Origin of the sequence: Kitasatospora sp. NPDC053057, assembly GCF_044546945.1 — a bacterium.
Classification (GTDB): domain Bacteria; phylum Actinomycetota; class Actinomycetes; order Streptomycetales; family Streptomycetaceae; genus Kitasatospora.
Map to the genome: position 1 here is coordinate 1 of NZ_JBITZP010000045.1, position 13810 is coordinate 13810.

Genomic DNA, 13810 nt, shown 5'->3' on the forward strand with positions numbered 1-13810 from the left:
GTCGAGGGCGACGACCCGGGTGTCCCCCTCCCCGTAGACCTTGTTCAGACCGGTGGCGCGGGCGGCCGCCAGGCCGGTGTGGACGGCGGTTGCGGGGAAGGTCACGAAGACTCCTGGGAACGAATCGGATTTTCCTACCGATCCATCCTCCCAAGTGGTTCGAGCCCGATGCGTATGCCGAGGGGACGGTCGGCCCCCGCCGACCCGGTGGTGCGACGGGGGCGGCCTCCTCCTGAGGTATGACATGTCCCCTGAGGGCCGAAGCCCCCGGCCGTCACTCCACGGTGACGCCGAAGGCCGTCGCCAGCCCGGCCAGACCGTTCGTCACCGCCCGTGCCGAGGGCGCGAACTGCCAGCCGCCGTCCGCCCGCCGGAAGCTCCCGAGCAGCATGGCGGAGTCCGGGACGCCGCCGTTGGCGCCCGGCCACTTCGCCGGTCCGGCCGCGCCCGGCCCGTACTCGGCGGCGACGGCCAGTCCGTACACGTAGCCGAGCGGCAGCGCCGGGGGCTCCTCCTCCTCGGTGGAGACCGCGAGCACCACCTCGTCGACGGCGGCCGGCAGTCGGTGCAGGTCCAGGCTCAGCCGGGCCGCCCGGACCGGCTCGCCCGGCACCGAGTGGGTGGGGTGCAGGCGCACGGCGCCGTCCGGGTCCTGCGGGTTGTTGAAGAACACGAAGTGCTCGTCGCTCAGCACCCGGCCGCCGGCGCACAGGAACGCGGTGACGTCCAGCTCCACCGGGTCGCCGCCGGCCGTGCGGCTCTGCCAGCTGACCGTGAGGCTGCTCTGCGGGGCGGCCGGCTCGGCCTCCTTCGGCCGCGGCCCGGGCTCGGCGCTCCCGCCCGCGCCGCCGCCGAGCCGGCCGCGCAGGCCCTGCTCGGCCAGCAGCTCGACCAGCTCCGGCCCGCTCACCAGGGTCAGCGGCTTGCCCTCGATGTAGCTGTACGAGCCGCGGCCGAAGCCCGCCGTGGTCACCAGGATGCCCTTGATCGCGCCGTGGTGGCGGACGGTGGACTCCAGGTCCCGCACGGCCGTCGGCGGCACGGTCTTCTTGTAGCGCTTGGCCTGGATCACGATCTTGCCGCCGGTCACCGGGTCCAGGTCCTCGGCCACCACGTCCACCCCGACGTCGCCGCTGCGGGCCGTGGTCATGACGCGGAAACCGCGCAGCCGGAACAGCTCGGCGATCAGGTCCTCGAACTCGAGCGGGTCCATCTCGAAGAGGTCCGGCTCGTCCTCGCCGAAGTGCCCGGCCAGCTTCCCGCCCACCGACTCCGGCAGCCGGTCCGGCTTCACCTCGTCCAGCCGCTCGGGCCGCGCCGACAGCTTGCCGCCCAGGCCCTGGAAGCACTCCACCGGCGCCACCCGGTCCAGCGCCAGCCCGGAGAACTCGGCCCGGGTCGCGGTCAGCGTGGACAGGAAGCGCTCCGCCTCGCGGCCGGTCGCCGGGTCGATGCCCAGCACGAAGCCGTTCAGCACCACCGAGTCCAGCATCCCGTCCCGGTCCGCCCGGAACAGCTCCGCCGCCACCCGCAGCGCCGACTGCGCCAGCACCTCCCGGTACAGCGCCTTGCGCTCGGTCGCCGGACGGGCCACCTCGGCCTCGCGGTCGTCCGCCTTCACGTACCGCACTCGCCCGGCCGCCGGCACCACGTCCGGACCGGGCAGCTCCCAGTTCACCACCAGCTGACGGCTCGACACCTCCCAGGCCGCCACCAGCCGGTGCGGGAAGCCCTCCGGCCAGGCCGCCGAGGCGTACAGGCCGGCCGTGAAGTACTCCTGCACCGCCTCCGGCTCACCCGCCCGCAGCCGCCGCAGCAGCTCCTCGGTGCCGGCCCCGCGCTCCTCCTCCTGGCGGCGGAAGCCCTCCGCCCAGACCAGGTACTCCCGGTGGTACGCGGCCAGCCGGCGCTGCCGGTCCGCCTCCTGCGCCTGCGCGGCGTACCAGTCCTGCTCGAACCGGGCCCGGGCCTGGGCGAGGTACTGCTCGTACTGCCGGCGCACCCCGGCGTTGCGGGCCTGCGCGGCGTCCGGCGGCGGCACGTGGTACGCGGCGGAGGTCTGGTCCGGCATCGGCACCGGCTCACCCAGCGGCCCCGGATCGAACGGCGGCACCGGGCGCGGCGCCAGCAGCGCCTGCGGCCCGAACGCCGGCGCGGCCAGCCCGGCCGCCAGCAACCCGCGCAACTCCTCGACCCGGGCGTCCAGTTCGGCCGTCCGCCGGGCCGCCTCGGCCTCCCGCGACTGCTGGTACGCGCGCTGCGCCTCCCGCTCGTCCCGGGCGGCCGCCCGCTGCGCCTCGCGCTGCGCGCGCTCGTGCCGGCGCAACTCCGCCGCCTCGGCGCGCCAACGGGCCTCCTCTCGGCGCTGCTGCTGCCGCTGCGCCTCCGCCCAGACCGTCAGCACCCCGCTGTTCCGCCGCCCCGCCACCAGCCACCCCTTCACCCTCGCACCGACCAGGCCGCCCCGCGCCGCCTCCCGGCGACACCGCCGACCGCGCCCGCCACAATAGAACGTGGACGCCCCGCCGGGCCAAGCGCCCGCGACCTGCGGAAGCGGGCGGCGCCCAAGGCGCGGCGGACGCCTGGCGACGGGTCAGCGGATCAGGACGCCGGGGGTACGGCCAGCAGGCGTTCGGCGATGGCCCGGGCGGCCCGTCGGGCCGCGGCGCCGGTGAGCTCCCGCCCGGGGTGACCGGCGGGCCGCCCCGGAAACCGGTGGGTCGCCGTCGGGGTGCGCTGAGGCGGCTCAGGCCCGGACCTCGGCGTACCAGCGCCAGTCGGTGCGCGGCGGCAGGCCCGGGAGGGCGGTGCGGCCGGTGGCCCAGAGCAGGGTGGGCCACGGGTCCCCGGCGGGCACGTCGGGGAAGAGGCGGGCGAGGACGCGGGCGCAGACGTCGGCGGGCGGCGCCCAGGGCAGACCGAGGCCCTGGGTGACGTCGTGGAGGTGGACCAGGGTCTCGACCAGGCTCATGGCCACGAAACCCGACGCGTCGGCGAGGCCCCAGGGGTGGTGGGCGCGGGCGTCCGGCGGCGCGACCCGGGCGATGGCGACCATCAACCCGCCACTCGCGTCCAGCACTTCGAGCAGCCCCGGCACCCCCTCGGCCGGTTCGGCGCGGACGAAGTTGTTCGGGGCGCCGGGGGAGCGGCGGGTCGCTACGAAGGGCACGTACCGGTCGCGCGGCGGCCGCGCCGGGCCGAGCTGGGCGGCGTACGCGAGGAGGTCGTCGGCGAGGTGCTCGACGGTCTCCCAGCAGCTCCAGCCGAGCGTGCCGGCGGGCCGTGACCAGTCCGCGTCCGCGGGGGCGCCGGCCAGGGTGTCGACGGCGAGGCGCAGGGTGCGGGCGAGGTCGTCCGGGGTCGGTGAGTCGATCATGGCCCGGACGCTAGCAGCGGCTCAGGGCCGGCGGCCACGGAAGGTGCGGCGCAGGTCCTCGACCCAGGCCCCGGGGTTCTCCCAGGGGATCCGTGGGACGGGACTGTCGGTGGCAGCGGGTAGCCTCGCCTGACCGACGACCCACAGGGAGGGCTGCCCGTGACGATCCCCGCACCCCAGCACCCGGAGCGGCCGGCCGGCTGGATCTCCACCGGCCTGAGCTGGCACGACGGGCGGGCGCTGCTCGGCGCCGTGCGCGGCAGCCGGGTGCACGAGCGCGCCGTCGCGCCGGGTACGGAGGTCGGCTGGCTGCTCGGCGGCCCGCGCCGCTGCACCGGGGCCTGGCTGGCCGGGGCGACGGAACGCACGCCCTGCCCGCACCACGCGGAGATCGCCCCGGACGGCGGCCCCACGCAGTGCCCGGCCTGCCAGAGCGTGGACCGCGGTCTGGCCCTGGCCCGGGACCAGATCCTGGACGACGGCCGCACCTATCTGCTCTACCTCGCCTGGTTCGGCGAGGGCCTGCTGAAGGTCGGCCTGACCGCCGAGCAGCGCGGCGACAGCCGACTGCTCGAACAGGGCGCGCTGGCCTACGCGTTCACCGCGCGCGGCGGCCTGCCCGCGGTGCGCCGCGCCGAACTGACCGTCGCCGCCTCGGGGATGGCCCGCGAACGCTACAAGTCCCGGCTGAAGACGGACCACTGGTGGGCGCACGGGGACGCGCCGCACCGCCGTACGGTGCTCACCGAGGCCCGCGCCCAGGCGCACCGGCTGCTGGACGGCCACGCCGTGGAACTGCTCGCCGACCGCCCGGTGGTGGACCACGTGGAGCGCTTCGGCCTGGGCGGCGGCGCTCCCGAGGCCTACCACGAGATCGCGGGCCTGGCCCCCGGCGCGGTGATCGCGGGCACGCTGCGCCCGCCGGTGGGCCGGCACCTCTTCCTCGACCAGCCGGACGGCTCCGGCCCGCTGCTGCTGGACACCCGGCGGCTCACCGGCTGGACGCTCACGCCCGTCACCGGCCGCGCCTCCGAGGGCCTGGCCCTGCAGGAGCGGGTCCGCCCGCCGGAGCCGGACACCCAGGAAGCCCTGTTCTAGGCCGTGTTCGGTGTCTGGTCGGGCTGTGGGCGTCCGTCGGCGTGGCGGCGATCGTGAGCACGCATCACGGGAAAGTCCGGTGCATCGGTGAACTGCCGGCCCCTAGCATGCGTGGGTGAACCTTTCGCATCTCGGCGAGCCGGTCGGGCCGATGATCCGCGTCCACGGCGGTTTCGCCAACCGGATGTACCGGCTCGACACCGACCAAGGCTCGTTCGCGGTGAAGGAGTTGAACCTCGTCGACCGCCGCTGGACCTATCGCGTCGAGGACGTGTTCAGGTTTGAGCGGTCGGCCTTCGCCGCCGGTATCCCGATGCCGGAGCCGATCTCGGCCGACCACGACACGCTCGTTCACCGATGGGTCGAGGGAGAAAAGGTGCCCGAAGCACCGGTGTCGGCGGCGTACGCGTTCGAGATCGGTGAGATCCTCGCGCGCGTCCACGCGCTCGACGTCGCGTGGACCCGTGTGTCGATCGAGGACCCGACGCCACGGGACTGGCCCGAACTCGCCGCGCGGGCGGTGGCGACCGGACAGCCGTGGGCCGACGAACTCGCCTCTCACGTCGAGACGTTCCTCGCGATCGCCGACTTCGTCGACACCTGCGAACGGCCGGGCCCCGTCGTGCTGACCCATAGGGACATCCGACCGTGGAACCTGCTGGCCCGAGCGGATCGGCCGGTGGTGCTCGACTGGGAGCTCTCGGGGATGCTCGACCTGTCCAGTGAGCTCGGCTCGACCGCGCTGAGCCTCGCGAAGGGACCCGGCTTCGACGACATCAGGCCGGCCGTCTTCCGCTCGGTCCTCGACGGCTACGTCGCGGGGGGCGGAGCGCTGCCGCCGTCAGGCCCAAGCTGGTTCGTGTTCATGATCGGTGGCTGGCTGGGGCACACGAGGTGGAACATCCTCCGGTGCCTCGCCGGTGTCGAGGCGAGCACCGGTCCCGACCTCGCGCTGTCGCACGAGTCCGTGCGCAACGGCGTGCGCGGCCTCCCCGACCTGTTCGGCCGGCTTCCGGAGTTCGAGGCGCTGCTTGTGTGACAGTGACCCGAGCCGTGCTCGGTACACGGCGTAAGGGGCCGAGCGGAGCCGGCGACCTGCGCCGGGACCGGACAGGGCAGGTCCCGGCGTCCGGCCGTAGCCATGGCGAGACGTCCACCGCGAGCACGAGGCGGCCGTCGGCGGCGCGCGGCAGCGGCAGCTCGGCCAGAGCTAACCCAGCCTGCCGCGCACTCCGCCCGGCCCGGAGCGCGCCCGGCGGGACAGCGGCGGCCGGGACGGCCGGACGTCACCGCGGCCGACGGTGGCCGGCTCGACGGCCTCGGCGGCGCGCCGGGCCAGCGCGGCCCGGGCGGCGGCCAGGGCGATGCGGGCGAGCAGTGGGTCCTCCCGGAGGCCCGCCGTGCGCTTGGACGTATGGCAGGAGGAGCACCAGAGGGGCGAGGCAGGCCCGTCCGGATACACCATGCCCTCCGGCGGCAGGTAGTGCCCACCGCACTCGACGCACTCGAAGACCAATCTCATCCGACGATCACCGTCCCGGATCCGTGGCACCGACCGCAGGGCGACCAGTAGTTGTGAACCCTGGGCACCATGCTCCCTTCCTCGTCCAGTTCGACCGTTGCCTCGGTCTTCTGGGTCCCCCCGGACCCGCCGCAGCCGGAGCAGGACTGAACCTCGGGCATATGCCGTCCTTCCGTAGCGGAGCACCACCGTAGCGCGATTCTCCGTCAGGAAGCACCGCTCGCGGCCATCCACCACCCGTTCGGGGAGCGTGAACTGCCTTCGCACGCCCCGGAGAACGGCGTCGGCCCCTCGCCTGAGCACCAGAGCGAGGGGCCGACCGATCAGGGGGAGTCTCAGCCGCGGGCGGCCCGCAGGAACTCCCGGTTCATCGCCGCGATGCTGGGCAGCGGGATGCCCTTGGGGCAGGCGGTGGCGCACTCGCCGGTGTTGGTGCAGCCGCCGAAGCCCTCGGCGTCCATCGCCGAGACCATGTTCCGTACCCGGGCGGCGCGTTCGGGCGCGCCCTGCGGCAGCACGTTGAGGTGCACCACCTTGGCGGAGGTGAACAGCATCGCCGAGCCGTTCGGGCAGGCGGCCACGCAGGCGCCGCAGCCGATGCACTCGGCGTGCTCGAAGGCGGTGTCCGCGGCCTCCTTGGGGACGGGCGTGGCGTGCGCCTCGGGGGCGCTGCCGGTGGGGGCGGTGATGTAGCCGCCCGAGCCGATGATCCGGTCGAAGGCCGAGCGGTCCACCACCAGGTCCTTGACCACCGGGAAGGCCGCCGCCCGCCACGGTTCGACGTCGATGGTGTCGCCGTCCTGGAAGTGCCGCATGTGCAGCTGGCAGGTGGTGGTGCGTTCGGGGCCGTGCGCCTGGCCGTTGATGACCATGCCGCAGGCGCCGCAGATGCCCTCGCGGCAGTCGTGGTCGAAGGCGACCGGCTGGTCGCCGCAGGTGATCAGTTCCTCGTTGAGGGTGTCGAGCATCTCCAGGAAGGACATGTCCGGGCTGATGCCGCTGACCTGGTAGGTGGTCATCGAGCCGGGTGCGTCCGGGCCCGCCTGGCGCCAGATGCGCAGGGTGAGGTTCATGCGTAGCTCCGCTGGGTGGGGTGGACGTGCTCGAAGTCGAGGTCCTCGCGGTGGAGGACGGGCGCCTCGCCGGTGGCGGTGAACTCCCAGGCCGCGGCGTAGGTGAACTCCTCGTCGCGCCGGGCGGCCTCGCCGTCGGGGGTCTGGCTCTCGGTGCGGAAGTGGCCGCCGCAGGACTCGGCGCGGTGCAGCGCGTCCAGGCACATCAGCTCGGCCAGTTCGAAGTAGTCGACCAGCCGGTTGGCCTTCTCCAGCGACTGGTTGAGCTCCTGCCCGGTGCCGGGCACCTTGATCCGGCGCCAGAACTCCTCGCGCAGCAGCGGGATCCGCTCCAGTGCGCGCTTGAGCCCGGCCTCGTCGCGGGCCATCCCGCACTCGTCCCACAGGAGTTCGCCGAGTTCGCGGTGGAAGGAGTCCGGGGTGCGGTCGCCGTTCACGGAGAGAATCAGGTTGAGCCGGTCCTCGACCTCGGCCTCGACCTCGGTGAGCACCGGGTGGTCGGCGGGCACCGCGCTGACCGGGTTGCGGGCGAGGTAGTCGTTGATGGTGGGCGGCAGCACGAAGTAGCCGTCGGCGAGGCCCTGCATCAGGGCGCTGGCGCCGAGCCGGTTGGCGCCGTGGTCGGAGAAGTTGGCCTCGCCGATCGCGAACAGGCCCGGGATGCTGGTCTGCAGGTCGTAGTCGACCCAGAGCCCGCCCATCGTGTAGTGGATCGCCGGGTAGATCCGCATCGGCACCTGGTACGGGTCCTCGGCGGTGATCCGCTCGTACATCTCGAAGAGGTTGCCGTACTTGGCCTCGACGGCGTCCCGGCCCATCCGGCGGATCGCGTCGGCGAAGTCCAGGTACACGCCCTGCCCGCCGGGGCCGACGCCGCGGCCCTCGTCGCAGACGTTCTTGGCGGCCCGGGAGGCGATGTCGCGGGGCACCAGGTTGCCGAAGGACGGGTAGATCCGCTCCAGGTAGTAGTCCCGCTCCTCCTCCGGGATCTGCGCGGGCGGGCGGGTGTCGCCCTGGGCCTTGGGCACCCAGATCCGGCCGTCGTTGCGCAGCGACTCGCTCATCAGGGTGAGCTTGGACTGGTGGTCGCCGGAGCGCGGGATGCAGGTGGGGTGGATCTGGGTGAAGCACGGGTTGGCGAAGTAGGCGCCGCGCCGGTGGGCCCGCCAGATCGCGGTGGCGTTGGAGTTCTTGGCGTTGGTGGAAAGGTAGAAGACGTTGCCGTAGCCGCCGGTGGCGAGGACGACGGCGTCCGCCGTGTAGCTGGTGATCCTCCCGGTGACCAGGTCGCGGGCGACGATGCCGCGGGCCCGGCCGTCGACCACCAGCAGATCGAGCATCTCGGTGCGCGGGTGGATCTCCACGTTCCCGGCGGCGATCTGCCGGGAGAGCGCCTGGTAGGCGCCGAGCAGCAGCTGCTGACCGGTCTGGCCGCGGGCGTAGAAGGTGCGGGAGACCTGCACGCCGCCGAAGGAGCGGGTGTCCAGCAGGCCGCCGTACTCGCGGGCGAAGGGCACGCCCTGGGCGACGCACTGGTCGATGATCTCCACCGACACCTGGGCGAGCCGGTGCACGTTGGACTCGCGGGCGCGGAAGTCGCCGCCCTTGACGGTGTCGTAGAACAGCCGGCGGATCGAGTCGCCGTCGTTGCGGTAGTTCTTGGCCGCGTTGATGCCGCCCTGGGCGGCGATCGAGTGCGCGCGCCGCGGGGAGTCCTGGAAGCAGAACTGGACCACGTGGTAGCCCTGTTCGGCGAGGGTGGCGCCGGCCGCGCCGCCGGCCAGGCCGGTGCCGACCACGATCACGGTGTGCTTGCGCCGGTTGGCCGGGTTGACCAGCTTGGCGTCGAACCGCCGCTGGTCCCAGCGCTGTTCGATCGGCCCGGTGGGGGCCTTGGTGTCGGCGATCGGCTCGCCGAGGGTGTAGTCCTGGTAGCTCATCTGATGCCCCGTTCAATGGGTCACTCGTCGTGATAGGTTGGTCACGTCGGGTCGGGACGATAGTCAGGTTCCGGCTCGGCCTACCGCCGGGCTGGCGGGAAGTCAGGTCTGTGGAGCTGATGTAAGACCGATGGGCGGTACACCGTCCCTCCGCTGGCAATCCCAGGTCGGCAGTCGGCTGTGAAGCAGAAAGCCTGACCCGCGAGGGTTGGAATCCTTCGGCTTCGGCCGGAGGAGGATGTCAATTCACCGCTCCGGTCATCACAGCCACGGGGACGGACAGGAAGCCGGCGGTCAATACCAACGCCAAGGTGTTGGCCGTCAGCTTCAAAACCCGGTCGCGGCGGGCGTTGTTGGCGCCGAGGGTCTGCGCGGCGCTCCAGAAGCCGTGCCGGATGTGGAGGCCCAGGGCCAGCATCGCGACGATGTAGATCACGTCGCTGTACCAGCGGCCGAAGGTGCCCACGATGTTCTGGTACACGTGGCCGTGCTCGGCGACCGGGTTCACGGTGAGCGTGGTGAGGTCGAGGATGTGCCACACGACGAACAGGCCGAGGATCACCCCGCCCCAGCGCATGGTCCGGGTCGCGTAGCCGGCGCGGCGGCGCTGGTGCACGTACTTGCTCGGGCGGGCGGCGAGGTCCCGGCGGCTGAGCTGGTACGCGGACACGCCGTGCAGGACGACGGAGGCCAGCAGGGCGAGGCGGGCGATCCACAGGAACCACTCGTGGCCCAGGAACGGCTGGCCGATGGTGCGCAGCCAGGCCGCGTAGCCGTTGATGTCGTCGGGGCCGAAGAACACCTTGAGGTTCCCCAGCATGTGCGCGACCAGGTACAGCAGCATGACCAGTCCGGTGACGGCCATGACCGCCTTCTTGCCGACGGTCGACCGCCAGAGGGTCGCCAGGGTGGACGGATGCCGGCCCGTCCGAGTCGCGGTTGTCATGGCAGCAACGGTAGGGAGGGCGGCAAGGGTGCGTCCAAGACATGCTGCGGCTGGTGGCGATAGTCGGAGCCTATCGACGCGGCGTAGCCTGATCGCGTGCAGCTCCAGCAACTCCGCTACTTCCTGGCCGTCGCCGAGACCCGGCACTTCACCCGGGCGGCCGAGGCCGCGCATGTCGCCCAGCCCTCGCTGTCGCAGCAGATCCGCTCGCTGGAACGGGAGTTGGGGGCCGAACTGTTCCACCGCACCCGGGGCAACATCGCCCTGACCGACGCCGGGGACGCCCTGCTGCCGCTGGCCCGGCGCATCCTCGCGGACACCGAGAGCGCCCGCCTCGCCGTCCAGGAGACGGTGCAGCTGCGCCGCGGCCGGGTCCGGCTGGGGGCACCGCCGAGCCTGTGCACCAGCCTGGTGCCGGATGTGCTGCGGGTGTTCCGGGACCGCTACCCGGGCGTCGCGCTGGGGGTGCGCGAGGGCGGCTCACGCGACCTGGTGCGCTGGCTGGCGGCGGGCGAGCTGGACCTCGCGCTGATCATCACCCCGCCCAGCGGGGAGGCCGCGCCAGCCCTCGCCGTCACCGAACTGCTGCACGAGGAACTGGTGCTGGTCTCGGCTGCCGGGCCCGCCCGGCGCCCGGTGCGGGTGGCGGAGCTGAGGGGGCGGCCGCTGGTGATGTTCCGGGAGGGCTACGACGTGCGCGAGGCCGCGCTGGCGGCCTGCCGGGCGGCCGGCTTCGAGCCCGAGTTCGCCGTCGAGGGCGGCGAGATGGACGCAGTGCTGGGCTTCGTCCGGGCCGGGCTCGGGCCGGCGGTGGTGCCCGGCATGGTGGCGGCCCGCTCGGGCCTGTCCGTCACCCCGTTCGCCGGGCCGGGCCTGGGCCGCACCATCGCGGTCGCGCACGGCCACGAGGTGCCGCTCACCCGCGCCGCCGAGGCGCTGCACGACACCCTGCTGGCGCATCTGCGCGACGCCGCCCGGGAGGGTGAACTCCCGCCCGGTACGCGGCTGTTGCTGTAACGGCTGAGGGCCGCCCGAAGGCGGCCCTCAGCACTGGACGGCGGGCGTCAGGCCGGCAGCACGGCCTCGATCGCGGCGATCAGCTCCTCCGACTCCGGATCGACGCGCGGACGCAGACGCGCGGCGACGGTGCCGTCCGGGGAGATCAGGAACTTCTCGAAGTTCCAGCTGACGTCCCCGGCCTGGCCCTCGGCGTCGGCGACCTCGGTCAGCTGCCGGTACAGCGGGTGCCGGTCGTCACCGTTGACGTCGACCTTCTCGAACAGCGGGAAGGTCACCCCGTAGGTGGTCGAGCAGAAGCTCTGGATCTCCTCGGCGCTGCCCGGCTCCTGCCCGGCGAACTGGTTGCACGGGAAGCCCAGCACGGTGAACCCGCGCCCGGCGTACCGCTTCTGGAGGTTCTCCAGGCCGGTGTACTGCGGGGTCAGGCCGCACTTGGAGGCGACGTTGACGATCAGCAGCGCCTTGCCCTTGTGGTCGGCCAGCGAGGTGGCCTCGCCGGCCAGGGCGCGCAGCGGGATGTCGTACAGGCTCACGGTGGTGGGTCCTTTCGGCAGGTTGGCAGCGGGTCTCGCCCGGGCACACGGTAGCGGCCCCGGACGGCTCAACCGTGCCGGCGCCGCCGGTGTTCCGTCCGGCGCCGCCGGTGTTCCGCGGGCGCGGGGGCGTACGGAGCGGCTCGTACGCCCCCGCTCTCCGACCGGCTCAGAGCGCCAGCGGCTTGATCGCGGTCGGCGCGTGCTCGGGAAGGGTGGCAAGCTCCTCCCACTCGTTGACCTTGTCGATGTCGGCGGCGGCCATCGAGATGTTGGTGACCCGCTCCAGGATCGCCTCGACCACGACCGGGACGCGGAACTCGGCGGCCAGCTTCTTGGCCTCCTCGAAGGCCGGCAGCAGGCCCTCCGGCTCGGTGACCCGGATCGCCTTGCAGCCCAGGCCCTCGGCGACCTTGACGTGGTCCACGCCGTAGACGCCCAGCTCCGGCGCGTTGATGTTCTCGAACTCCAGCTTGACCTGGAAGTCGATGTCGAAGTTGCGCTGCGCCTGGCGGATCAGGCCCAGGTAGGAGTTGTTCACCAGCACGTGGACGTACGGGATCCGGTGCTGGGCGCCGACCGCCAGCTCCTCGATCATGAACTGGAAGTCGTAGTCGCCGGAGAGGGCGACGATCTGGCCCTCCGGGTCGGCGGTGGCGACGCCCAGCGCGGCCGGGATGGTCCAGCCCAGCGGGCCGGCCTGGCCGCAGTTGATCCAGTGCCGCGGCTTGTAGACGTGCAGCATCTGCGCGCCGGCGATCTGGGACAGGCCGATGGTGGTGACGTACCGGGTCTCCGGGCCGAAGGCCTTGTTCATCTCCTCGTACACGCGCTGCGGCTTGAGCGGCACGTTGTCGAAGTGGGTGCGGCGCTGGAGCCGTGCCTTGCGCTCCTGGGTGGAGGCGGCCCAGGCGCTGCGGTCCTTGAGCGTGCCCGCGGCCTTGAGCTCCCTGGCGACCTGGACGAACAGCTCCAGGGCGGCCCTGGCGTCGGAGGCGATGCCGAGGTCGGGGGCGAAGATCTTGCCGATCTGGGTGGGCTCGACGTCCACGTGGACGAACTTGCGGCCCGCGGTGTAGACGTCCAGGCCGCCGGTGTGGCGGTTGGCCCAGCGGTTGCCGATGCCGAGGACGAAGTCGGAGGCGAGGAAGTTCTCGTTGCCGTAGCGGTGCGAGGTCTGCAGGCCGACCATGCCGGCGTTCAGCTCGTGGTCGTCCGGGACGATGCCCCAGCCCATCAGGGTCGGGATCACCGGGACGCCGGTCAGCTCGGCGAACTCCAGCAGGAGTTCGGAGGCGTCGGCGTTGATGACGCCGCCGCCGGCCACGATCAGCGGGCGCTCGGACTCCTGGAGCAGCGCGATGGCCTTCTCGATCTGGATCCGGTTGGCGGTCGGCTTGTAGACCGGCAGCGGCTGGTACGCCTCCGGGTCGAAGTCGATCTCGGTCAGCTGGACGTCGATCGGCAGGTCGATCAGGACCGGGCCGGGGCGGCCGGAGCGCATCAGGTGGAAGGCCTGCTGGAACACGCCGGGGACCTGCGCGGCCTCCAGGACGGTGGTGGCGGCCTTGGTGACCGGCTTGGCGATCGAGGCGATGTCGACGGCCTGGAAGTCCTCCTTGTGGAGGCGGGCGACCGGGGCCTGGCCGGTGATGCACAGGATCGGGATGGAGTCGGCGATCGCCGAGTACAAGCCGGTGATCATGTCGGTGCCGGCCGGGCCCGAGGTGCCGATGCACACGCCGATGTTGCCGGCCTTGGCACGGGTGTAGCCCTCGGCCATGTGGGAGGCGCCCTCGACGTGCCGGGCCAGGGTGTGCCTGATCCCGCCGGAGGCCTTGAGGGCGGCGTAGAAGGGGTTGATCGCGGCGCCCGGAACGCCGAAGGCGACATCGACGCCTTCGAGCTTGAGGATCTCCACGGCCGCGCGGGCGGCTGTCATACGAGGCATCGGGTCTCTCCTGCGTCGGCCCGCAGTGGGTCGGAGGGCTCATCTCCTGAATTCCACCATACGGAAGAACGGTTTCTGTATGTGGAAACACGGTAGGGTCGGGTCCGGCGGGGAGTCAAGGGGGACTTCAACAGAATGTGGAACGGCGGATGATGCCCTCCGGGGCGGCGGGTATTCGCACGCCAGAACCGCGTTCGCGCTGGTGTACCCGGGGAAGCGGAGCCTCCGGGCCGGAAAGCGCACCCGCCGTGCAGTGCCGGTGAAGGGACGGTGCCCGAGGTCGGCCCGGCCCGCGGAGCTGGGTACCGTCGGTGCCACGCCGGGCCCGTGGCGTCCGACGGGGGCCGCGGC

11 protein-coding genes are annotated in these 13810 nt (G+C 72.8%); 3 read left to right on the forward strand and 8 right to left on the reverse strand.

Annotation, left to right across the window (positions count from 1 at the left end; genetic code table 11):
- Positions 1 to 274: 274 nt before the first annotated feature.
- Positions 275 to 2428: a restriction endonuclease gene (locus ACIG5E_RS32560; protein ID WP_396539610.1), complete on the reverse strand. Its 2154-nt coding sequence runs from the start codon at positions 2426 to 2428 to the stop codon at positions 275 to 277.
- A 318-nt stretch (positions 2429 to 2746) separates the two neighbouring features.
- Positions 2747 to 3376 (reverse strand): maleylpyruvate isomerase N-terminal domain-containing protein, encoded by a 630-nt coding sequence (locus tag ACIG5E_RS32565; protein WP_396539613.1) that lies wholly within the window; start codon positions 3374 to 3376, stop codon positions 2747 to 2749.
- A gap of 159 nt (positions 3377 to 3535) precedes the next feature.
- Here ACIG5E_RS32565 and ACIG5E_RS32570 point away from each other — a divergent pair, with 159 nt between their 5' ends.
- Both ACIG5E_RS32570 and ACIG5E_RS32575 read left to right on the forward strand, forming a co-directional pair.
- Positions 3536 to 4474 carry a DUF2797 domain-containing protein gene (locus tag ACIG5E_RS32570; RefSeq protein WP_396539615.1) on the forward strand — a complete coding sequence of 313 codons (939 nt, stop codon included), beginning with the start codon at positions 3536 to 3538 and terminating at the stop codon, positions 4472 to 4474.
- A 115-nt stretch (positions 4475 to 4589) separates the two neighbouring features.
- Entirely contained in the window at positions 4590 to 5513 is a 924-nt protein-coding gene (locus ACIG5E_RS32575) for a phosphotransferase family protein (protein WP_396539617.1), read from the forward strand.
- 171 nt (positions 5514 to 5684) lie between these two features.
- Here ACIG5E_RS32575 and ACIG5E_RS32580 read toward each other — a convergent pair whose 3' ends face one another.
- The 4 genes from ACIG5E_RS32580 to ACIG5E_RS32595 all read right to left on the reverse strand — a co-directional run bounded on the left by ACIG5E_RS32580 (position 5685) and on the right by ACIG5E_RS32595 (position 9955).
- Positions 5685 to 5996 carry a hypothetical protein gene (locus ACIG5E_RS32580; protein WP_396539619.1) on the reverse strand — a complete coding sequence of 104 codons (312 nt, stop codon included), beginning with the start codon at positions 5994 to 5996 and terminating at the stop codon, positions 5685 to 5687.
- Positions 5997 to 6331: 335 nt separating this feature from the next.
- Positions 6332 to 7069, reverse strand: coding sequence for a succinate dehydrogenase/fumarate reductase iron-sulfur subunit (locus tag ACIG5E_RS32585; protein WP_396539621.1), 738 nt, complete (start codon positions 7067 to 7069; stop codon positions 6332 to 6334).
- A complete protein-coding gene (locus tag ACIG5E_RS32590) occupies positions 7066 to 9009 on the reverse strand; it encodes a fumarate reductase/succinate dehydrogenase flavoprotein subunit (protein ID WP_396539623.1) in 1944 nt (647 codons plus the stop codon). The genes ACIG5E_RS32585 and ACIG5E_RS32590 overlap by 4 nt, the downstream gene beginning before the upstream one ends.
- A gap of 241 nt (positions 9010 to 9250) precedes the next feature.
- On the reverse strand, positions 9251 to 9955 hold the full coding sequence (locus tag ACIG5E_RS32595) for a succinate dehydrogenase cytochrome b subunit (protein WP_396539625.1): 705 nt from the start codon (positions 9953 to 9955) through the stop codon (positions 9251 to 9253).
- A 96-nt stretch (positions 9956 to 10051) separates the two neighbouring features.
- Here ACIG5E_RS32595 and ACIG5E_RS32600 point away from each other — a divergent pair, with 96 nt between their 5' ends.
- Complete coding sequence (locus ACIG5E_RS32600) at positions 10052 to 10972, forward strand: LysR family transcriptional regulator (protein WP_396539627.1); 921 nt, start codon at positions 10052 to 10054, stop codon at positions 10970 to 10972.
- A 47-nt stretch (positions 10973 to 11019) separates the two neighbouring features.
- Here the strand turns inward: ACIG5E_RS32600 and ACIG5E_RS32605 are convergent, their stop codons facing one another.
- Both ACIG5E_RS32605 and gcl read right to left on the reverse strand, forming a co-directional pair.
- Positions 11020 to 11508 carry a glutathione peroxidase gene (locus tag ACIG5E_RS32605; RefSeq protein WP_396539629.1) on the reverse strand — a complete coding sequence of 163 codons (489 nt, stop codon included), beginning with the start codon at positions 11506 to 11508 and terminating at the stop codon, positions 11020 to 11022.
- 169 nt (positions 11509 to 11677) lie between these two features.
- On the reverse strand, positions 11678 to 13459 hold the full coding sequence (gene gcl / locus ACIG5E_RS32610; protein WP_396539631.1) for a glyoxylate carboligase: 1782 nt from the start codon (positions 13457 to 13459) through the stop codon (positions 11678 to 11680).
- Positions 13460 to 13810: the final 351 nt, after the last annotated feature.

What these genes read in the sequence shown, in the direction of transcription:
- ACIG5E_RS32585 (WP_396539621.1), bottom strand. Translation starts at nt 7,069, where the DNA reads ATGAACCTCACCCTGCGCATCTGGCGCCAGGCGGGCCCGGACGCACCC.
- ACIG5E_RS32565 (WP_396539613.1), bottom strand. Translation starts at nt 3,376, where the DNA reads ATGATCGACTCACCGACCCCGGACGACCTCGCCCGCACCCTGCGCCTC.
- ACIG5E_RS32595 (WP_396539625.1), bottom strand. Translation starts at nt 9,955, where the DNA reads ATGACAACCGCGACTCGGACGGGCCGGCATCCGTCCACCCTGGCGACC.
- ACIG5E_RS32580 (WP_396539619.1), bottom strand. Translation starts at nt 5,996, where the DNA reads ATGAGATTGGTCTTCGAGTGCGTCGAGTGCGGTGGGCACTACCTGCCG.
- ACIG5E_RS32590 (WP_396539623.1), bottom strand. Translation starts at nt 9,009, where the DNA reads ATGAGCTACCAGGACTACACCCTCGGCGAGCCGATCGCCGACACCAAG.
- gcl (WP_396539631.1), bottom strand. Translation starts at nt 13,459, where the DNA reads ATGCCTCGTATGACAGCCGCCCGCGCGGCCGTGGAGATCCTCAAGCTC.